Raw genomic sequence first — 17,638 nt, 5'->3', positions numbered from 1 at the left:
ACGACGCACACACTTCGCCTATATCGAACCAACTCCAACAAGGTGGGGTTCCGCTATGGCCAGGTTTCTAACTTACGACCTCAACCCAACGCACTACCCTGACATAATCGCGTTGCTGTTAACATGACATATTGACGTTGCCACGACAGCAGATTAGGCCGCCGAACATGGCGAGTTCCGCGCGCCGTCCCGCTCAATTTTTGTATTCGATCACGTCGATGCCACGCTCCTTGTCAGTCATCCACAAAAGCCCGCGGTGGTCCATGACGACATCGTTGGTCAGGGGCGCCGCGACGCCATCCCCTGGTTTGGGAATGAAATAACCCTTCTCTTGAGGATTCGCCGGATCGCTGATGTCGATGATGCGCAGCCCGCCGGCGAACCAAGTGACGTAAATCAAATTGTCCGCGTCCACCCGTTCACGCAATTGGTGCGTCCCAAAGCGCACCTTGTCAGCTGGGTAAGGTGTCGCCGACTCAGGCAGATAACGGGTGCAGAGAAGTTTCGGCCGCGTCGGATCGCTGACATCCCAGGTGCGCAGCGGCGCGTGCGGCTTGCCGGTATCGGCGCCCCGATGACTGCGTTCTTCCTCCGTCGAAACCGCGATGCGCTTGCCGCCGATGAGATGGGGAACTTTGATAAACGTATGGGTTGGCTCCGGGCAAGCAGGATCGTACTCGTAGCGCGACAGCGTGCGCGGCTGCTGGATGTCGCTCACGTCGATGATCGCCACGCCCGACATCCAGCAGCCGGCATACATTTCATTCCCACTGCGCAGCGCGTGATGCAGGCGATGTTCGGCGTGCTTCGGATGCGGCGCCTCGCCGGCCGCGGCATTCTGTCCATCCATCCACCAGTGCGACACTTCCACCGGCTTGGTCGGATTGCGAATATCGTAGATGACCAGAATGTTGCCGACGAAGCCTGCCATTTCGGTGGAGATATAGGTGTAGTTCTCGTCGGCATCGAAGCGATGCACACCCTTGCCGTAGGTTTTCACGAAAGACAGAAGCTTGGGGTTGCTTCGATCTTTGACATCATAGATACGAAAGCCGCCGTCGGGATATTCAGCGCGGCGCGCGCCGGGGCCATGTTCGTACTCGGAGTTGACGATCAGGATGTCGCCGACAATCCGCGCCTTGTGCGAGTGCGACCAGGGATGGCCGGGTGTCAGCGTGCTGAGAATCTTCGGCGCCCGCGGATCGGCGATGTCGAGGATCGTCGTCCCATTGGGCCGGTGCTGATGGCCGACATAGGCATAATTGCCATCGATGACGATCTGGCCGCCGCCGGCGATCTCCATCCGGCACAGATGGCGGATATTCGCCGATGCCCGCGGCGCCGTGCCGCTAGCGCTTTCAGCGGTAGCTAAAACTTCGCCCATGTGACACCTCCGAGTGAATCAGCCGACGGATTGCCACGGCTGTCATCGCCGCAACATAATCGGAATTTTGTTTTTTCGCTACGGTCGTTGACAGGGAAGTTTCGAATTCGTTAACTTCCTAATCAAGTGAAAATCTATTTCTGCTTTTCATTCATCCTGGCGAGCTTTTTCCTAGCGGCAGTTTCTCATGCCGACTTCACCGGCAAAGGTCATGTGCACAAGCGCGCCGAGAGCAAACAGGAATTTTTCAATGCCGATTGCGCATCGACCGACAGCTGCGATCTCAAAAGATTTACACTCACCAAAGTGGTCAACGAGATTTGGTTCAGCGACAATCCCAATCATCCGACCTACGCCAACGGCGTGATCATGGAATACGAAACCGCCACCGTGGCAGCGTTGGAGAAATACGCCATCGTCCAATTCAAAAAAGGCTACGTTTTTGACAGCACACAAAATCCTCGAGGCGAGATCCATCGGAGCGTCAGCGACACCGTCGCCAGCTTCGGCGAGCCCATGCCTTTTTGCTTTCGCCATTGGGTCATCGATTCTCAAGACAACGATCCGGTTTACAACAGCGATCCGGAGTATGGCAGATTTTATTTAATTAGATGGAACCGGCCCGACTCCTACGACAACCGAACCGAGAAATACTACGGCGCCGAAAAACCAAAACTGCCAGTGGTATACATGGCCGATTACCCCGCTGGCGCCTTCGTTAGCGAAACCGCCGTCAGAAACGTCGCGCTTGAGTTCAATACCTGCATCTACAAAGCCAACGAGGTTCCGGCAAAGACGCGCCGCGAAAACATAAACTTCGCCAAACCAGTCAGCTGCTTCCATTGGCAAAACGTCTACGTCTACGATTTTGCCAAAGCCAGCTTCCACGATGACCTGGCCGCGGCTCTACAGTGGGCGGAGCCGACAGCGCGCGGCAATGCGTATCGCATCGCTGTTCTCGTCCTAATTATGGGAATCGCGCTCATATTATTTCGACTGACGGGAGGGTCAGGCGCGTAGTTGAATCTAGAATCGCTCAGCAACGAAAAACTCTGACTTTCATGTAAATCTCACACGAACTTCTCAGCCGGGCGCTTTCACTGGATCATCGCACTGACGGGACGGGCGGCCTCGATCCCAAAAGACCGGCAGTGCTAAATGGCAAATTGAGCCGCCCGATTTTCTCACTACGCTTCGACGATTTGCGCAATTGATTGACAGCCGTTTCGACACCGACGTATAGTTCGATGTCATTATTGCGCACCGCACCAAGCAGCTGCGAAAATCAATTGCCGAGGTAACCTCGATGAGTCGATGGTCCGAAGTCGCTAAACAGTTAGATGTGATGGTCAACCAGTGGTACGAGACGCCGGAAATTCGCCGGCTGTTGACCGTGCCGCTGACACCGACGCGGCTCGCCTTGCGCCACCTGCACATGACTTTTTTCGGCAACAACCGGCGCGATTGCTGGGCCGCGGTCTCGTGCAAAGCGCCGCTCGACGTCAAGCGCGCCATTTGGCAACACGAGAAAGACGAACTGATTTACGACCCGCGCATGGGCAAGGCGCATGTCACCGAAGACGATTTGGGCAGCCACAAAGAGTCCGACATGATTCCCGGCGCGCGCGCGGCGTTTTACGCCTGGCTTCATTGCGCCCAAGAAAATCCCTGGATCGAAGGACTCGCCTGCTCGCACATCCTGGAACGGCGCAACAACGACCAGATCGTCAAAGGCGGCACACTCACGCAACGGTTGGTAAAGCGGCAGGAACTGGAGCTGGGCATCAAGAAGCAACAACAAGACATCGGCACGCAGGTGCATCTGTTCGCCGACGTGGAGCATTCGGATTTACTCAACCAGGTTTTTCAGAACTACGTCGTTGACGATTTGACGGCGCAACAGGTTCTGCGCGGCGGCGAAGAGTCGCTTGCCATCGAGCGCTGTTTTCACGGCGCGGTGGCAACGGCGATGGCGGAGATGGAGTGAATATGTTGCGAGTTATCAATTGAGAAAAAACCCAGCGTACTTGAAACCGGCATTTTAACCGAACCTCGCAATGGAAATTCACCACGGCCTAATCAGCGCGGACTCCCATGTCGTCACCGAGCCCAGGGCATTTCTCGATCGCATGTCGAAAAGCAAATTCGGCGAGCGCATTCCACAGATCAAAGAGGTCGAGAATAACGGCGCCAAGGTCGAGCGTTGGGTGGTCAATGGCCGAGCGCTACACAGCCGCCGCGTGTGCAATTGTCCGGCGGTGATGGGTGACCCAAACCGCAATTTGTATCCGCAGCGCTGGCAAGAAGTGCCGGCCAAGGCCTACGTCCCGAGCGAACGTCTCAAGGCGCTCGACGCCGACGGCATCGATGCCGAAGTGCTCTTTCCCAACGATCCAAGCTCCTTTCATCAGTACAACGACGCCGAATTCGAGCTCGCCTGCGTGCAGGCCTACAACGATTCCCTCGGCGAACTGACCCGCGCCAGCGAGCGATTTATTTCGCTGGCGATGATCCCGCTGCTGTGCGGCATGAAAACCATCGTCGAGGAAGTCACCCGCGCCGCCAATCAAGGACACCGCGGCGTCGTCATGTTCGCACTGCCAAGTTTGATGGTCGAGAGGCTGCCGCATATCAGCGAGTCGTACTGGTATCCGCTCTGGGAAGTTTGCCAGGAGCTCGCCATGCCGATCCACTTTCACGCGTCGGCGGGGCTGGCGCGCAAGCTGACTTATCCTGAATGGGATGGCTACACGCCGTATCAACAGCACGCCGCATTCACGGTGCCCACTTCCGCATGGCCGGCGCAGATCGTGCCGAATTTGATTTTCTCCCAAATCGCTGACAAATTTCCGCGCTCGAAATGGGTTTTCGCCGAAACCGGCATCGGTTCGGTGAGCTGCGTGCAGGCCGCATGCGATCACGAATGGGAACGGCGCCAGTTGTGGCGCCACGGCTTGGCGCGAAAACCGAGCGAGGTGATTCGCGAACAAGTCTACGTAAATTTCTGGTACGAACGGGCCGGCATCGAGCTGCGCCATGCGGTCGGCGTCGACAACATCATGTGGGAGTCGGACTACCCGCATATCGCTTCGACTTATCCGGACTCGTGGAAGTTCGTCGAGCGCTCGCTGGCGGGCGTACCCAACGATGAACGAAAGAAAATGCTCTACGCTAACGCCCAGGCGCTGTATCGCCTTTAGAAAATTAGGATTTGCCGCAAATCACGCATGACACCTCCCAACCGCATCATCAGCGCCGTCGATCACGTGATCGAGCCGCCGGACATTTGGACTCAGCGGCTAGCGAAAGACAAATTCGCCGACCGCACTCCCCATCTTGAACGTTCAGCCGATGGCAGCGATCGATGGATCGTCGATGGCCGTAAATTTCCCCTCGCGGACATTGCCCGCGTTGGCGCGCTCATGAACGACCGAGTCAGCGTACCGAAGCGTTGGGAGGAAATCCCGAAAGCCGCTTACGATCCCGCGGCGCGCCTCAAGGCGATGGACGATGACCGCATTGACTGCGCGGTGTTGTATCCGAGCCTCGGCGGTTTCTCCGGCGAAAACTTCGGCATGATCGGCGATCCCGATTTGGAACTCGCTTGCGTCGGCGCTTACAACGATTGGCTCATCGACGAATGGGCACACGCCAGCAAGCGCTTCGTCCCCCAATGCCTAGTGCCGCTGGCGCCGGTCGTAGCGACGGTTGAGGAAATTCGTCGCGCCGTTGGGCGCGGCCATCGCGGCGTCATCTTTCCCGCCGAACCGATCCACTTGCGCAATCTGCCGCACCTTAACAGCGAACATTACGATCCCGTGTGGGCCGCTTGCCAAGATCTCGATGTGCCGTTGTGTTTCCATGCCGGCTCCGCGCCGCAGTTGCAATTTCCCATGGCGCCAAATTTAGCGCCGGAGCTGGCGGCGGCTTTGCAATCCGTCGCGCGCCCGGCCAGCGCGGTATTCGACTTAACCAATGTACTTTTCTCGCGCATTTTGCTGCGTTTTCCCAAGCTCAAAGTAATTTTCGCCGAGAGCACCATCGGTTGGGGAACGTTCCTGCTCGAATATGCCGACCATCAGTACGATCAGGATCACTGCGGCTACGAATTGAAACCTTCGGAAATGTTTCATCGCCAGTGCTACCTGACGACTTGGTACGACGAAGTGAAGATCAATGCCAGCCACATCGGCGTCGATAACATTCTTTGGTCGGCAAATTTTCCCGCGGCGAATTCGAACTGGCCGGACACCCAACAATTCGCCTCAAAGTGTCTAGCCGGAATGAACGACACAGAGCGGCGGCAGATTTTGTCGGCCAATGCAGCGACGTTGTACAAAATCGATTGAAGCGGCGAACGAATGACGTCACAGCTGGAAAACAGAGGTACCGACGATGCGAAAAATGAGACTACTTCTCCTCGCCATTATAGCCGCGCCGCTTCTGGTATCGCCCGCGACGGCCCAGCAGCTTATCCGCGTCGGCTACAGCGGCACCGGTGTCGCCAAAAATCTGCACAAGACCATCGACCGCGCCGGCATCTGGAAGAAGCGCGGCCTCGATGTCAGGTTTATCTATTTCACCAGCGGCGCCACCATGGCCCAAGCCATGGTCGGCGGCGACCTTGAGATCGCCGACTCCGACGTGCCGGCGATGTTGAACGCCGTGTCCGCCGGCGTTCTCGACGGCAAACTGGTCAGCGTTTACATCAACCGATTTCCCTTCGCTTTCGTGGTGCGCAACGATGTCAAAACCGCCGACGACTTGAGAGGCAAACAAATCGCCATCAGCCGCTTCGGCTCGTCGTCCGATGTGACCACGCGCATGCTGCTGCGCCAATTCAATCTCGATCCCGATAAAGACGTGCGCATCGTCCAAGCCGCCGGCACCACCCGCGTGCCGGCGATGATCGCCGGCCAACTCCACGCCACGCTGCTCGGCACCTACGACGTGCCGACCATCACCGAGTCCGGCTGTTGCCGCGTGCTGGTCGATATGTTGGATCTGCCCATCGACTACGCGCGTTTCGGCCAGGTGGTGCCCACCGCGCTGCTCAAAACTAAGCGCGAGCTCTTGCTAAAATTTGTCGAAGGGCTGATTGAAGGAATTTACGTGTCGTGGCAACGTCAATATGTCATGTTAACAGCAACGCGATTATGTCAGGGTGGAAGGATGACAACCCTGACAATGAAAGACTAGAAGCGATTAGCCATCATAATAAAGAGTGTTTCGATGCGAGCTGACCTCGGTGTCAGCGAACGACAATACTATCGAGTCAAAGCCCAGATCGCTAGAGAAGATCAAGCTCAGCCGGAAAAACTCAACCCGAGCTATGACCCTGACATCATCACGTCGCGTTAACATCACATATTGACGTTGCTAGGACAGATAATTTTTCCTGGACACGACTACACGCATTCACATTCTGGTCAAATTACAGCGAACCCTTCGTGCGTTTCAGCAATCTCGATCCACCGCGCCTACCTCCCTTGCCGGTAAAAATCCCAGCGTGTATCGTTTGCCCATGACTAGAGCGGCGCGCACCGGCGTTAAGATCGTTTTTGCTCTGTTCGTTCTGTGCGTAGGCATCGGCATCGCGCTGACGGCAACCCTGCGCTCCAACCGATTCAAAGTTTGGCTGCTCGGGGAAATCACCCAGCGCAGCGGGTACCACGTGCACGCTGATTCGTTGGCTTTTCAGTTGCCGCTCACGGTGGTCGCCGACGCGGTAGTCATAAGTCAACCGGGCCAGTTACAATTCAAAGCGCGCCAACTGCGAGCGAGCGCCAGCCCTTTCGATCTTTGGTCGCGGACAATTCATCGTCTAGCGATTGACCAACTGACCATCGAAATCGATATCGATGAAATTTCAAAAACGCCAAGCCAAGGCTCGACGGAAATCGCCCTACGCCATCTCGATGTGCACAACGGCAGAATTATCTTGAAGCGCGGAACGCAAACCATCTTCGAGCTGGAGAATATCAGTTTGGCCGCCCAAGATTTCAATCTCGCCGGGCCCACGGGGATCAGCCTGAGCGCCGATGTGCCGCAGCTAAATGGCGTCGCCGAACTGCGCATCAAAGGCCAGCCGCGCGATCTCGAATCTGATATCACGCTCCGCCCCAAGCGAGCTAAAAGCTTGCTCGATTTCGGCGCTGCAAAGATCGCCCAAGATTCAGTCCAACTACACTTGAAGCTGCGCGCTCCGGAACGGCAACCGATCAATCTCAGCATCGATAGCAAATTTCACGATCTCGAAATCGCCGGCAACAAGTTCACAGGCACGTTAAACGGGAAAATCAGCGCCGATACCAAACTGAGCGAAGCGAATTTTACTAGTGCAGCGACGCTGGTCGATTTCGCCAACAGCCTGAGCGCGATGTCGGTCAAATTGCCCAAGGGCGACCTGGCGCTGAACTTCGGCGGCAACTATATACTTGCGAATAAAACCCTCGGGCTAAAGTCAGTAAAAATATCTGCGCCCTTTGTGAGCGGCGCTGGTGAAGGGCAAATTGTTTTCGGTGCGGTGCCGACGATTAGCGCAACCAAGTTTATTTTTCGCGATCTGCCGATCGAAATTGCCAAAGCCCATTTGCCGGCGCCGCTCAACCGCTGGAGCTACTCGGGGCAAGCCCAGGCCAGTGTCAATTTGCAGGGTCCGTGGAACGCCCTCGAGGTCAAAGGAATCGTCGAAAGCGACGCGCTGCAAGTGCGCGGCGATGACCTCGCGGTGGCGAGTCTGTCATTCGCCGCGCCATTTGAATGGACGAAGCCGGCGTTTCGTTTCAAGGAAACCAAACTGCAAGCGAACAAGATTGCTTACTCGCCCAAAGGACGCTGGCAAGCGGGCGCCGACAAACTGCAAATCGGCGCAACCTTCGACTACCAAGCCGATCAGCCGTTGAAATTCGCCGGCCGCGTCGACAGCAGCGGAATGAAATTTAAATCCCCCGACGACGGCAAAGTCGGCGAGAACCTCAGTTTCAACGGTCCCTTCGAAGTGATTGCCGACGGGACGCAAATTAGCGTCAGCGGCAAATTCAGCGCCGACAGCGGCGAATTGTTGTGGGGCAAATTTTTCGGCGATTTGAAAACTCAAAAGCCGGTCTTGGAAGTGAACGCCGATTACGCGCGCGCGGCCAACCGGCTCGACTGCCGGCGCTGCACGATCAGCCTGGCCAGCGTTGGCGCCATAGAACTCGGCGGTGCAATTGAAAACCTTGCACAAACGCCGAATCTTCATCTGCTAGCAAACAGCGGCAATTTCTCGCCCGGCGGCTTCTTCGAATTTTTCTTGCGCGAAACTTTCAACCGTCAGTTTCCAGTTCTCGACAAGCTCGCCATCGCCGGCCTAATGACTTTTCGCTTACAACTGAACGGCCCCATCGATGGCCTCGCCATCGCCGGCGAAATCTCGCTGAAGGATGGCGAGTTGCGAACGAAATCTAACGACTGGCGCATCGGCCCCATGGCGCTCAACTTGCCGCTACAAATATCCTTAGCTGAGAGTAAGCCGGCAACCGCCGGCACACCCCGCATCGGCAATTTAGCGATCGAAAGAATTCGCTTTGCCAACCAATCCATCCCAGCTATTGCGACGACGCTCTCGCTGACCAACAATGCGCTCCGCGTGCACCAACCGATACGCCTCGCCATTTTCGGCGGTGAGATCGAGATCGCCAATCTTTTTTGGCCCGATCTGTTGAAAGATCCCAAGCAGGTTTCTTTTTCGGCCGAGACCAAGCGGCTCAAACTCGAAGAGCTGACCCAGGCGCTGGACTGGCCGCGTTTTAGCGGCACGCTGACCGGCTCGATTCCGCAGATTCAATCGGCGGAAAACCAGCTGCGCACCCAAGGCGAGATTCACGCCGAACTGTTCGGCGGCCAGCTGCGCATGGGCAAGTTCGAAATCGACAATCCATTTTCCGCCCTGGCGGCGATCAAGCTCGAAGCCAAGTTCAGCGCCATTCAATTGGAACAACTATCTCAAACCTTTGCATTCGGCCGCATCTCAGGCATTCTCGAAGGCAGCATCGACGATCTGGTCCTGTCCGACGGCCAGCCCTCCGAACTGCGCGCCGACATTCATTCGGTGGACCGCGGCGGCGAGCAAAGGATCAGCGTCGAAGCGCTGAACAAAATCACGGTCTTGAGTTCCGGCGAGGACGCCGGCGCGGTTTACGGCGGTCTGGCGAGTTTCTTCGACAGCTTTCGCTACAGCAAACTCGGCTTCAAAGCGACTTTAAAGAACGACCGGCTGCAGCTGCGCGGCGTTGAAAGCCGAGGCGATCAGGAAATGCTGGTAGTCGGCAGCCTTTTACCGCCGACGGTCAACATCGTCAGCCACACCCAAACCATCGCCTTTTCCGAACTATTAAAAAGATTAGAAAGAATAAACAAAACCGACAAACCCAACGTCAAATAGACAATGGAGGTTCCATGTTGAAGCGAATACTTTTTATCACCGCATTTTTCGTCAGTGCCTGCGTGACCGTCAACATTTACTTTCCCGCCGCCGCCGTCGAGCGCGCCGCCGACCAGATCGTTAAAGAAACCTGGGGCGGACCGAACGATGGCGCGAAGACAGTGCCCAAGCCGCAGAGCTTCAATACATTTTCATCCATGCGCCTGGCAACTTTACGCTTCGTCGGCGAAGCCCACGCCCAAGAAGCGGATATCAATGTCTCGAATCCCGCGATTCGCGCCATTAAGGATTCGATCAAAGAGCGCAGCAACGCGATCAAGCCGTTCATGGACCGCGGCAATGTCGGCTTGGCCCAGGACGGCATGCTGACGGTCCACAGCGCGGATGGGTTAAATCTCAAAGAGCGCGCCGAAACCAAACAGTTGGTCGACGCCGAGAACCGCGACCGCGAAAGCCTGTACGCGGAAATCGCCAAAGCCAACAATATTTCGAAGGACAGCGTATCGAGGGTCAAAACCATCTTCGCCAGAAGTTGGCTCGACCAAGCGCGCCCCGGCTGGTGGATTCAAGACGCCCAGGGAAACTGGAAAAAGAAGTAACGCGATAGCTCTGCAATCGAGGAGATCACGTCATGAAACGAATCATTAAATTCGCAGTGAAAATTTTCTTGTTAGCGATCGTTGCGCTGGGCATTTCCGCGGGCACACCTTTCTCCCAAGCGACGAAAGGCAGCTACACCACCACAGCGGACGCGCCGCTAAGAAGCGGCCCGGGATCGAACTACGACACGATCACGACGTTGCCCAAAGGCATTCAGGTCAACGTCGTCGGCAAAGAAGGCTACTGGCTCAAGGTCGAATCGAAACATGGCGGCAAGCCCGGCTACATTGACGAACAGTTCGCCGCACGAGACGTGGCCGGCAAGAACACGCAATCGAAAGCGTCCGCCAGCACGGTTGCCGGACCCTATCGCACCCTCGGCGAAGTCGATCTGCGACAAGGTCCAGGAACCAAATTCCCAACGGTGACGCGCCTCCCCGCCGACATCAAAGTCAACGTCGTGCACGCCGAAGGCGACTGGCTCAGAGTGGAATCGAAAAAAGGCGGCAAGCCCGGCTACGTCGACAAGCGCGACGTCGAGCGCTGGCAAGATAGGTAATTTAACCTTCACGACCGCGCGAGAATCTATTTCTCTCACGTACAACGTTCCATTCAGTACCTATCGTCTACTCAAGACGACGTCGCGCCGCGGCGGCAAAAGCGTCACCCGACGCACTAGTGCGCTTTGCCTGTAAAAAACTCTTACAGCGCAAATCATTGAAAAATATCAGCAAAAAAAAACTGTCAGTTTCGCTGACAATTGGCGATCTCCCTCGCGAAACATTTATCGTTATTAATTGGCGAGTTACTCACTGGCCTCATGATTGCGTCAGATTTCTGTGCGCGATTATTACATCCGTAGCTCGAGGCCGACTTGTCGTGACCCAGGCCATCGACGGCTTCGGCCACATCTTACGCGACTCAATTGCCATGAGGGGGCAACGGTTTCGATGAAATTGATAGCTTACGTTTTGTTGGCGCTGGTCCTTAGCGTCAGCCCGCTGTTCGCGCAATCGACATTGTAACCCGGCGCCCACATGCCAGGCGAATTGCTGCTGATGACGGATGACGACGCCGAAGATGAGGATGTTCAAGATATTTTTAGCGCCCACGGCGCGAGTCTAATAAGGTCGATGCCGCAAATTGGCGTCCATCATATCGCCGTCCCGCCCGAAACGATCGAGGCCGTGGCGAATTCATTGGGACACAATCCGCGAATCAAGTTCGTGGAAAAAAACTTTCTCGCCGAACCGGTTCTGGTTCCCAACGATCCTGGTTATGCGAGTCAATGGCACTTGCCGCGAATCTCGGCGCCTGGCGCCTGGGATATTTCCCAGGGTTCTAGTTCAGTGAGCATTGCGGTCATCGATTCTGGCGTCGACCCTGGACATCCTGATTTGGCCGCCAAGCTGATCCCCGGTTACAATTTTTTAGGCGGCAATACCGATACCCATGACGTTTACGGCCACGGCACCGCCGTGGCTGGAACGGCCGCGGCCCTGACCGACGACGGCATCGGCGTAGCGGCCCTCGCTTGGAATAATACGATCATGCCGCTGGTGGTTCTCAATTCATCCAATATCGCCACCTACGCGGATATCGCGTCGGCGATTAATTATGCCGCCGACCACGGCGCCAAAATCATTAACCTGAGCCTCGGCGGCACGAGCAGCTCTTCAACACTGCAAAGCGCCGTCGACTACGCGTGGAGTAAAGGCGCCGTGATCGTCGCCGCCGCGGGTAATAACTCTAGCAGCGCCAACTTTTATCCAGCTTCTCTGGTGCACGTGATGGCAGTGGCGGCAACCGATGGCAACGACAATCCCGCCAGCTTTAGTAATTTTGGCAGTTGGATCGCAGTGGCTGCGCCCGGTACGGCTATTTATACGACCAATAACGGCGGCGGTTATGGCACCTGGCAGGGAACATCGTTCTCGACTCCGCAAGTGTCGGCGTTGGCGGCATTAATTTTCTCACGCAACGGCGCCTTATCGAACCAACAAGTCGTCGACCTCATCAAAAACAACGCCGACGACCTCGGCGCGGCGGGCTTCGATCCATATTATGGTTATGGCAGGATCAACGCGTATCGCGCGCTAGCCGCGACACCGGCACCCGCCGCGGCCGATACCACACCGCCCACGGTGCAGCTCACCAGCGCCGTATACGACGGCACCCGCTGGCTCACCGCAAATGCATCTGCTTCCGACAGCCAAAGCGGCGTCGCCAAAGTGGATCTGTACATCGACAACATACTCAAAGCGACCCTGAGCGCAGCTCCGTGGACTTTTAAAGTGAATGTGAAATCGTTAGCGAAAAGAACCCACAACGTGCAGGCGAAAGCCTACGACGGCACCGGCAATTCTGCGCTGTCGAATATTTTAACCTTCAGCAAATAGCGATCGCGGTTTTTCTCGCAACAATGAATAGGAATGCTTGCCGCTCAGATGTCTCATTGTTTCTGCCGGCGCGACTAACGTTTGAGTAAACCCGAAACCATCCCCCTACCCCTTCCCCAACTCCTGCGACCGTTTCGTCGCGCTCACCACCGCGTCCATCACCGTGCCGTGAAAACCTTTTTGCTCCATGGCGTAGAGACCGGCGATGGTGGTGCCGCCGGGTGAGGTAACCTCGTCTTTTAGTTCGCTGAGATGTTTGTTGCTTTCGAGCGCCATTTTCGCGGCGCCGTAGACCGTCTGCATGGCGAGCTTGAGGGCGACATCGCGGGCGAGACCCATTTGCACGCCGCCGTCGGCGAGGGCTTCCATGAAGAGAAAAACGTAAGCCGGGCCGCTGCCGCTGAGGCCGGTGACGGCGTCTAAATACTTTTCTTCCACCGCCATGCCGACGCCGAAGCTGTTGAGAATCGCGCCGACGTTTTCGAGATCGGTAGCATTCGCGTGGGCGCCGCCGGCAAAACCCGCGGCGCCGGCGCCGACCACGCAGGGAATGTTCGGCATCACGCGCACGACGCGCGCGCCCGGCAATAAACCCGCCTCGATGCGCGACAGCGGCACGCCGGCGGCGACTGAAACTAATAGTTTCGCCGTGCCCAGCTTCTTGGCGATCTCCCGCGCCACCGCGTCGACGATCTGCGGTTTGACAGCAAGAATAATGATGTCGGCGAAATCGGCGAGCTCACCATTGTTCACCGTGGTCTTAATGCCAAGCTCCTGGGCGGCGGCTTGGCGTAGCGCGTCGCTGACATCGCTGGCGATAACATTTTCCTTGGCAACCAAGCCGGCGCGAATCACGCCGCGAGCGATCGCCGAACCGATTTTCCCCGCGCCGATGACACCGATTTTTTCCGTTAACATTGAAGACCCCCTAAATGGAACGTCGAAGCAAAGGCAGCATAAATCGAAGCGCCAAGAACTTCAAAGCAAAAAAACAAAAAGGCCTTCGGCGATTTACCGAAGGCCTTGGTTGTTAAACGATCTGCTGACTACTGGCCACTGACTTCTGACAACTACTTAATACCTTTTCCCCAACCCCTGCAGCGCCTTCAACGCTTCGTCATTGTCGGAGCTAAGCGAAAGAATTTCACGAAACTTCTGTTCCGCTTCTTTGACCCGGCCGAGCTGGGCGTAGGATTGGCCCAGGGAAAAACGCAGGTCGTTGCGGCGCCGGCGCATGCGTAGTGCGTGCTCGTAGGCTTCCGCCGCCTTGTCCCACATCGCGAGCCGGTAATAGATCGCGCCGAGCTCCGAATATATGGTCACCGAGTCCTCGCCCTTGGCGCGGGATCTCTCCATCAACGCACGGGCATCCTGGAGCAGCTTACGACTCTCTGGGCCCTCGGCAAGTTTCTGGGCTTTGGCCAAGACCAATCGGCCCCAGGCCAACAACACCGCGGGCTGATCGGCGTAAATGTCGCGCGCCTGGCCGAGCCATTTCTCGGCTTCGACCAGATCGCCGGAGTGAAGCGCGATGTTGCCGAGCCCGAGATAAGGTAAGACCTCTTTGCTGCCCATCTGAATGACTTTGCCGTAAACCGCTTTAGCGTCGGGCAGGTAGAACTCATCGCTCATGGCCAACACTTCGGGAATATATTCCGCGCCCTGCTCAAGGGCGGCGAAGGCTTCTTTGGCGCCCTCGCTGCTCTTGTCCTGCTCGAGCAGGATTTTCATTTTGAGCAAATGAAATTGGGGATTCTTGGGATCGAGACGGATCGCTTCTTCGACTTCGTTGAGCGCCCGGCCGCGCGCCACGCTCGCCAGGTACGACTGCGCCATGTAAAAATGATGCATCGCCTGGGGCACGAGCAGCGGCTTGCCCTTCAACCACGGCGGACTGTCGACCAGATGAGGAATCATCAGCTTGCGGTTGAGCTCGGTGGTCGGCCGGCGGAGATTTTTCGGCGCGGAGAATTCCAATTCAGCGCCGTCGTCGGTATTGATCGACGCGCCTTTGGAGAACGCCGCAAAGCCGTCGCGATTCATGCGGTAAAAACCCTGCACCGCATAGACATCGGAGAGCCCGAGATAGTCGAGATCCGAGCGCAACATTTTGTTGCTGTCGTAGATTTTCTTCAGCGCTGGATAATCGAAGACCAATTCTTTTTTGCTGGCGATCAACAGAAAATCGCTTTCCTTCATGCTCCACAGCGCGACATGGGGAAAGGCTTCCGAGAAGGTCCGAAAGACCATGCGAAAATCGTCCGGCGACATCGAATAGTTGTGAAACCACTGACCGAAAATACCGTCGTCTTTAAGCTTGGACTTGATCACTTGATAGAACTCGCGGGTGTAGAGATTGGCGATGCCGGCGATCCACGGATTGGACGGCTCGGCGGTGATGACATCGTAATGCTTGGGCGTGGCGATAATATAGTTGCGGCCGTCGGTGGGGATCACCCGCACCCGCTTATCTTCGAGCACGCTCGAATGGCGCGAGTGGCGCGCGTTGCGCGACAGTTTGTCGATGGCGCCGCGGTAGTCCATGTCATCGGAGCGTTGGATCAGTTCGCTGCGCACTTCGGGCTCCATGACGCCCTTATAGTAAATTTTCTTTTCCTTATCCTGGTACCAAACCCGCCCCTTGGAATCGTCGGCGGGAAAGGTCACGCCGGCGGGAAGCTTGTCGAGTTGCACCGAAGCGCGGTCAAAATATTTGCTCGCTTCGATCATCGCCGGCTCGATTTCGATGACTTCAATGGATTTCAGCGTATCGAAAGTCGCCAGCGCTTTGGCCGACATGCCCGTGCCAAGACCGATGGTTAAGGCATTTTCCGCCTTGGGATTATGCATCATGGCGATGTAGCTGGTCATCAATTGACTGAGCGCATCGCCGTAGGAGCCGTCGATCTTGCCGTTGGAGCGAAAGTACAGATAATCGCTACCGGTGATCCGTTGCACGCTCACCGTGGTGGTCAGGCCTTCGCGGTAATACAACACGTCGTCGCGGCGCATCTCTTCGACGCGCAGCGAATCGGTGGGCAACGACTCGTAGCGATCGGCGTAAACCGTCACACCGCTAAGCAAAATATTGGGATCCCAGCGCGGCACTTTGAACGGCACCACCGCCGCCAAGGCGAGAACCGCAACACCCATGCCGTAACGCAAAAACAGCGACAGCTTGGCATCGCTGGTGAGCAGCCAAGCGCCGATAAGCAAATTCATCACCACCGCGAAGATGATGGTGTTTTGCACGCCGAGGTTAGGAATCAGAATGAAACCGCCGGCGAAGGCGCCCAACACCGCACCCACGGTATTGGCCGCGTAGGAACTGCCGACGCCGCTGCCGACGCGATAAATGCTTTGCGTGAACAGCCGCGCCACCAGAGGAAAAGTCATGCCCAACAGCACCGTCGGCATGAGCATCACCAGCGCCGAGAGAAAAACTTGCAGGTAGAGAAACACCGTGAAGGTATCGCCGAAGCCGTGCAGCAAACGGACAAAAATTAGCGGCAGTTTTTCAAACAACGGAATCGTCGCCAGCGCCGACAAACCGACCCATAACTCGATCAAGCCGAAAGTGCTCAGCCGCGCTTCGCGTTGGCCCAAAAAGCGCGCGTAGATAAACCCGCCCAGCGCCAAGCCGACGAGAAACGTCACGAGCATGGTGGAGAAAGAATAGATCGAACTGCCGATGACCAAGGTTAGCGAGCGCGTCCAAGCGTTCTCGTAAACCAAAGAGGCGCAGCCTGACATGGCGAAGGAAGTTAGAACTACCCAGCCGAGAATCGACTTGGAGGGATTGGTTTCTTCGGCCACCGCGGCCGAAGCCATCATGTCGTCGCCTCCTGAGGGCGCGCCGCTCGCATCAGGAACCTGATCGCGCAGCCGGTCAACGATGAGAATCACCAGGGCGATGAACATATTGACCGACGCGGCGACGAACACCGTCGCGCGCATGCCGAAGGTGGGAATGAGAAAGAATCCGCCGGCGGCGCAACCGATCACCGCGCCCAAAGTATTGGTCGCGTAGAGATCGCCGATGCGCTGGCCGAAATCAGAAAAACTCCGCACGAAGAAGCGGCTCAGCACCGGCAAGGTCGCGCCCATTAGCAAAGTCGGAAACACCAGCAAGACAAACGAGAGGAAGAACAGCACGAGATTGAAGATGAAGGGATAGCTCTCATTCAGACCGAAGATCGGGCCGTAAAGTTTTTGCGCGCCGGCAAACAGCCAGGGCACCAAGAAACCGTAAACACCGACGCCGGCTTCGAGCAGGCCGTAGAGCATGAAATCGTTCTTGCCGCGGTCGGCGATCTTGCCGAACCAGTAACTACCTATCGCCAAGCCGGCCATGAACGCCGACAGCACCGTGGCGATCGCATAGGTGGTGTTGCCGAAGATTTGCGTCAGCATGCGCGTCCAGACCACCTGGTAGATCAATCCCGCTGCGCCGGAAAAAAAGAAACAGAACAGCCCGACGAGCAGAAGTCCATCTTGTTTGGTACGCGGCGCGCTATCGGTCATATGCGGTTCTCCCAATCAAAAATAATCCCAGCAGTGATAGCAAGCCGATGTCTAACTGTAAAGGGAGAGACGCTCCAGCAAACTCCCGGCGCGGCGCGCCAAGTGCCGTCGATTTCCGCGCGAGCGCGCACGCAAAAGCAACAGCGAACCGATTCGCTTCGTGTCGTGGCAACGTCAATATGTCATGTTAACAGCAACGCGATTATGTCAGGGTAGTGCGTTGGGTTGAGGTCGTAAGTTAGAAACCTGGCCATAGCGGAACCCCACCTTGTTGGAGTTGGTTCGATATAGGCCAAGTGTGTGCGT

The 17,638-nt window shown here is 56.6% G+C and carries 12 protein-coding genes; 9 read left to right on the top strand and 3 right to left on the bottom strand.

Annotation, left to right across the window (positions count from 1 at the left end):
* Positions 1-193 precede the first annotated feature (193 nt).
* Positions 194-1,384 (bottom strand): RNA polymerase subunit sigma-70, encoded by a 1,191-nt coding sequence (locus EXR70_20935; protein MSP40962.1) that lies wholly within the window; start codon positions 1,382-1,384, stop codon positions 194-196.
* A 126-nt stretch (positions 1,385-1,510) separates the two neighbouring features.
* On the opposite strand from EXR70_20935, the gene EXR70_20930 reads away from it, so the two are divergent.
* The 9 genes from EXR70_20930 (at position 1,511) to EXR70_20890 (ending at position 12,808) form a co-directional block, all read left to right on the top strand.
* Positions 1,511-2,404: a hypothetical protein gene (locus EXR70_20930; protein MSP40961.1), complete on the top strand. Its 894-nt coding sequence runs from the start codon at positions 1,511-1,513 to the stop codon at positions 2,402-2,404.
* A 286-nt stretch (positions 2,405-2,690) separates the two neighbouring features.
* Positions 2,691-3,371 (top strand): hypothetical protein, encoded by a 681-nt coding sequence (locus EXR70_20925; protein ID MSP40960.1) that lies wholly within the window; start codon positions 2,691-2,693, stop codon positions 3,369-3,371.
* Between the two features lie 70 nt (positions 3,372-3,441).
* Positions 3,442-4,584 carry an amidohydrolase gene (locus EXR70_20920; protein ID MSP40959.1) on the top strand — a complete coding sequence of 381 codons (1,143 nt, stop codon included), beginning with the start codon at positions 3,442-3,444 and terminating at the stop codon, positions 4,582-4,584.
* Between the two features lie 27 nt (positions 4,585-4,611).
* A complete protein-coding gene (locus tag EXR70_20915) occupies positions 4,612-5,733 on the top strand; it encodes an amidohydrolase (GenBank protein ID MSP40958.1) in 1,122 nt (373 codons plus the stop codon).
* 46 nt (positions 5,734-5,779) lie between these two features.
* Complete coding sequence (locus EXR70_20910) at positions 5,780-6,583, top strand: ABC transporter substrate-binding protein (GenBank protein MSP40957.1); 804 nt, start codon at positions 5,780-5,782, stop codon at positions 6,581-6,583.
* A 325-nt stretch (positions 6,584-6,908) separates the two neighbouring features.
* Positions 6,909-9,809, top strand: coding sequence for a hypothetical protein (locus EXR70_20905; protein MSP40956.1), 2,901 nt, complete (start codon positions 6,909-6,911; stop codon positions 9,807-9,809).
* Positions 9,810-9,823: 14 nt separating this feature from the next.
* Positions 9,824-10,408: a DUF1318 domain-containing protein gene (locus EXR70_20900; protein ID MSP40955.1), complete on the top strand. Its 585-nt coding sequence runs from the start codon at positions 9,824-9,826 to the stop codon at positions 10,406-10,408.
* A 32-nt stretch (positions 10,409-10,440) separates the two neighbouring features.
* Positions 10,441-10,968 carry an SH3 domain-containing protein gene (locus tag EXR70_20895; GenBank protein ID MSP40954.1) on the top strand — a complete coding sequence of 176 codons (528 nt, stop codon included), beginning with the start codon at positions 10,441-10,443 and terminating at the stop codon, positions 10,966-10,968.
* A gap of 478 nt (positions 10,969-11,446) precedes the next feature.
* Positions 11,447-12,808, top strand: coding sequence for a peptidase S8 (locus EXR70_20890; GenBank protein MSP40953.1), 1,362 nt, complete (start codon positions 11,447-11,449; stop codon positions 12,806-12,808).
* Between the two features lie 105 nt (positions 12,809-12,913).
* On the opposite strand, the gene proC is transcribed toward EXR70_20890, so the two are convergent.
* Positions 12,914-13,726: a pyrroline-5-carboxylate reductase gene (gene proC / locus EXR70_20885; GenBank protein ID MSP40952.1), complete on the bottom strand. Its 813-nt coding sequence runs from the start codon at positions 13,724-13,726 to the stop codon at positions 12,914-12,916.
* 156 nt (positions 13,727-13,882) lie between these two features.
* Positions 13,883-17,332 carry a tetratricopeptide repeat protein gene (locus EXR70_20880; protein ID MSP40951.1) on the bottom strand — a complete coding sequence of 1,150 codons (3,450 nt, stop codon included), beginning with the start codon at positions 17,330-17,332 and terminating at the stop codon, positions 13,883-13,885.
* Between the last annotated feature and the right edge of the window lie 306 nt (positions 17,333-17,638).

It is taken from the genome of Deltaproteobacteria bacterium, assembly GCA_009692615.1.
Taxonomy (GTDB): domain Bacteria; phylum Desulfobacterota; class Binatia; order UBA9968; family UBA9968; genus DP-20.
The sequence above is the reverse complement of the archived record's forward strand: the minus strand, read 5'-3'. Positions and strand labels throughout refer to the sequence as shown.

Coding starts and splice junctions, on each gene's coding strand:
- EXR70_20880 (MSP40951.1), bottom strand. CDS start 17,332: ATGACCGATAGCGCGCCGCGTACCAAACAAGATGGACTTCTGCTCGTC.
- EXR70_20925 (MSP40960.1), top strand. CDS start 2,691: ATGAGTCGATGGTCCGAAGTCGCTAAACAGTTAGATGTGATGGTCAAC.
- EXR70_20915 (MSP40958.1), top strand. CDS start 4,612: ATGACACCTCCCAACCGCATCATCAGCGCCGTCGATCACGTGATCGAG.
- EXR70_20900 (MSP40955.1), top strand. CDS start 9,824: ATGTTGAAGCGAATACTTTTTATCACCGCATTTTTCGTCAGTGCCTGC.
- EXR70_20920 (MSP40959.1), top strand. CDS start 3,442: ATGGAAATTCACCACGGCCTAATCAGCGCGGACTCCCATGTCGTCACC.
- EXR70_20910 (MSP40957.1), top strand. CDS start 5,780: ATGCGAAAAATGAGACTACTTCTCCTCGCCATTATAGCCGCGCCGCTT.
- EXR70_20905 (MSP40956.1), top strand. CDS start 6,909: ATGACTAGAGCGGCGCGCACCGGCGTTAAGATCGTTTTTGCTCTGTTC.
- EXR70_20890 (MSP40953.1), top strand. CDS start 11,447: ATGCCAGGCGAATTGCTGCTGATGACGGATGACGACGCCGAAGATGAG.
- EXR70_20895 (MSP40954.1), top strand. CDS start 10,441: ATGAAACGAATCATTAAATTCGCAGTGAAAATTTTCTTGTTAGCGATC.
- EXR70_20935 (MSP40962.1), bottom strand. CDS start 1,384: ATGGGCGAAGTTTTAGCTACCGCTGAAAGCGCTAGCGGCACGGCGCCG.
- proC (MSP40952.1), bottom strand. CDS start 13,726: ATGTTAACGGAAAAAATCGGTGTCATCGGCGCGGGGAAAATCGGTTCG.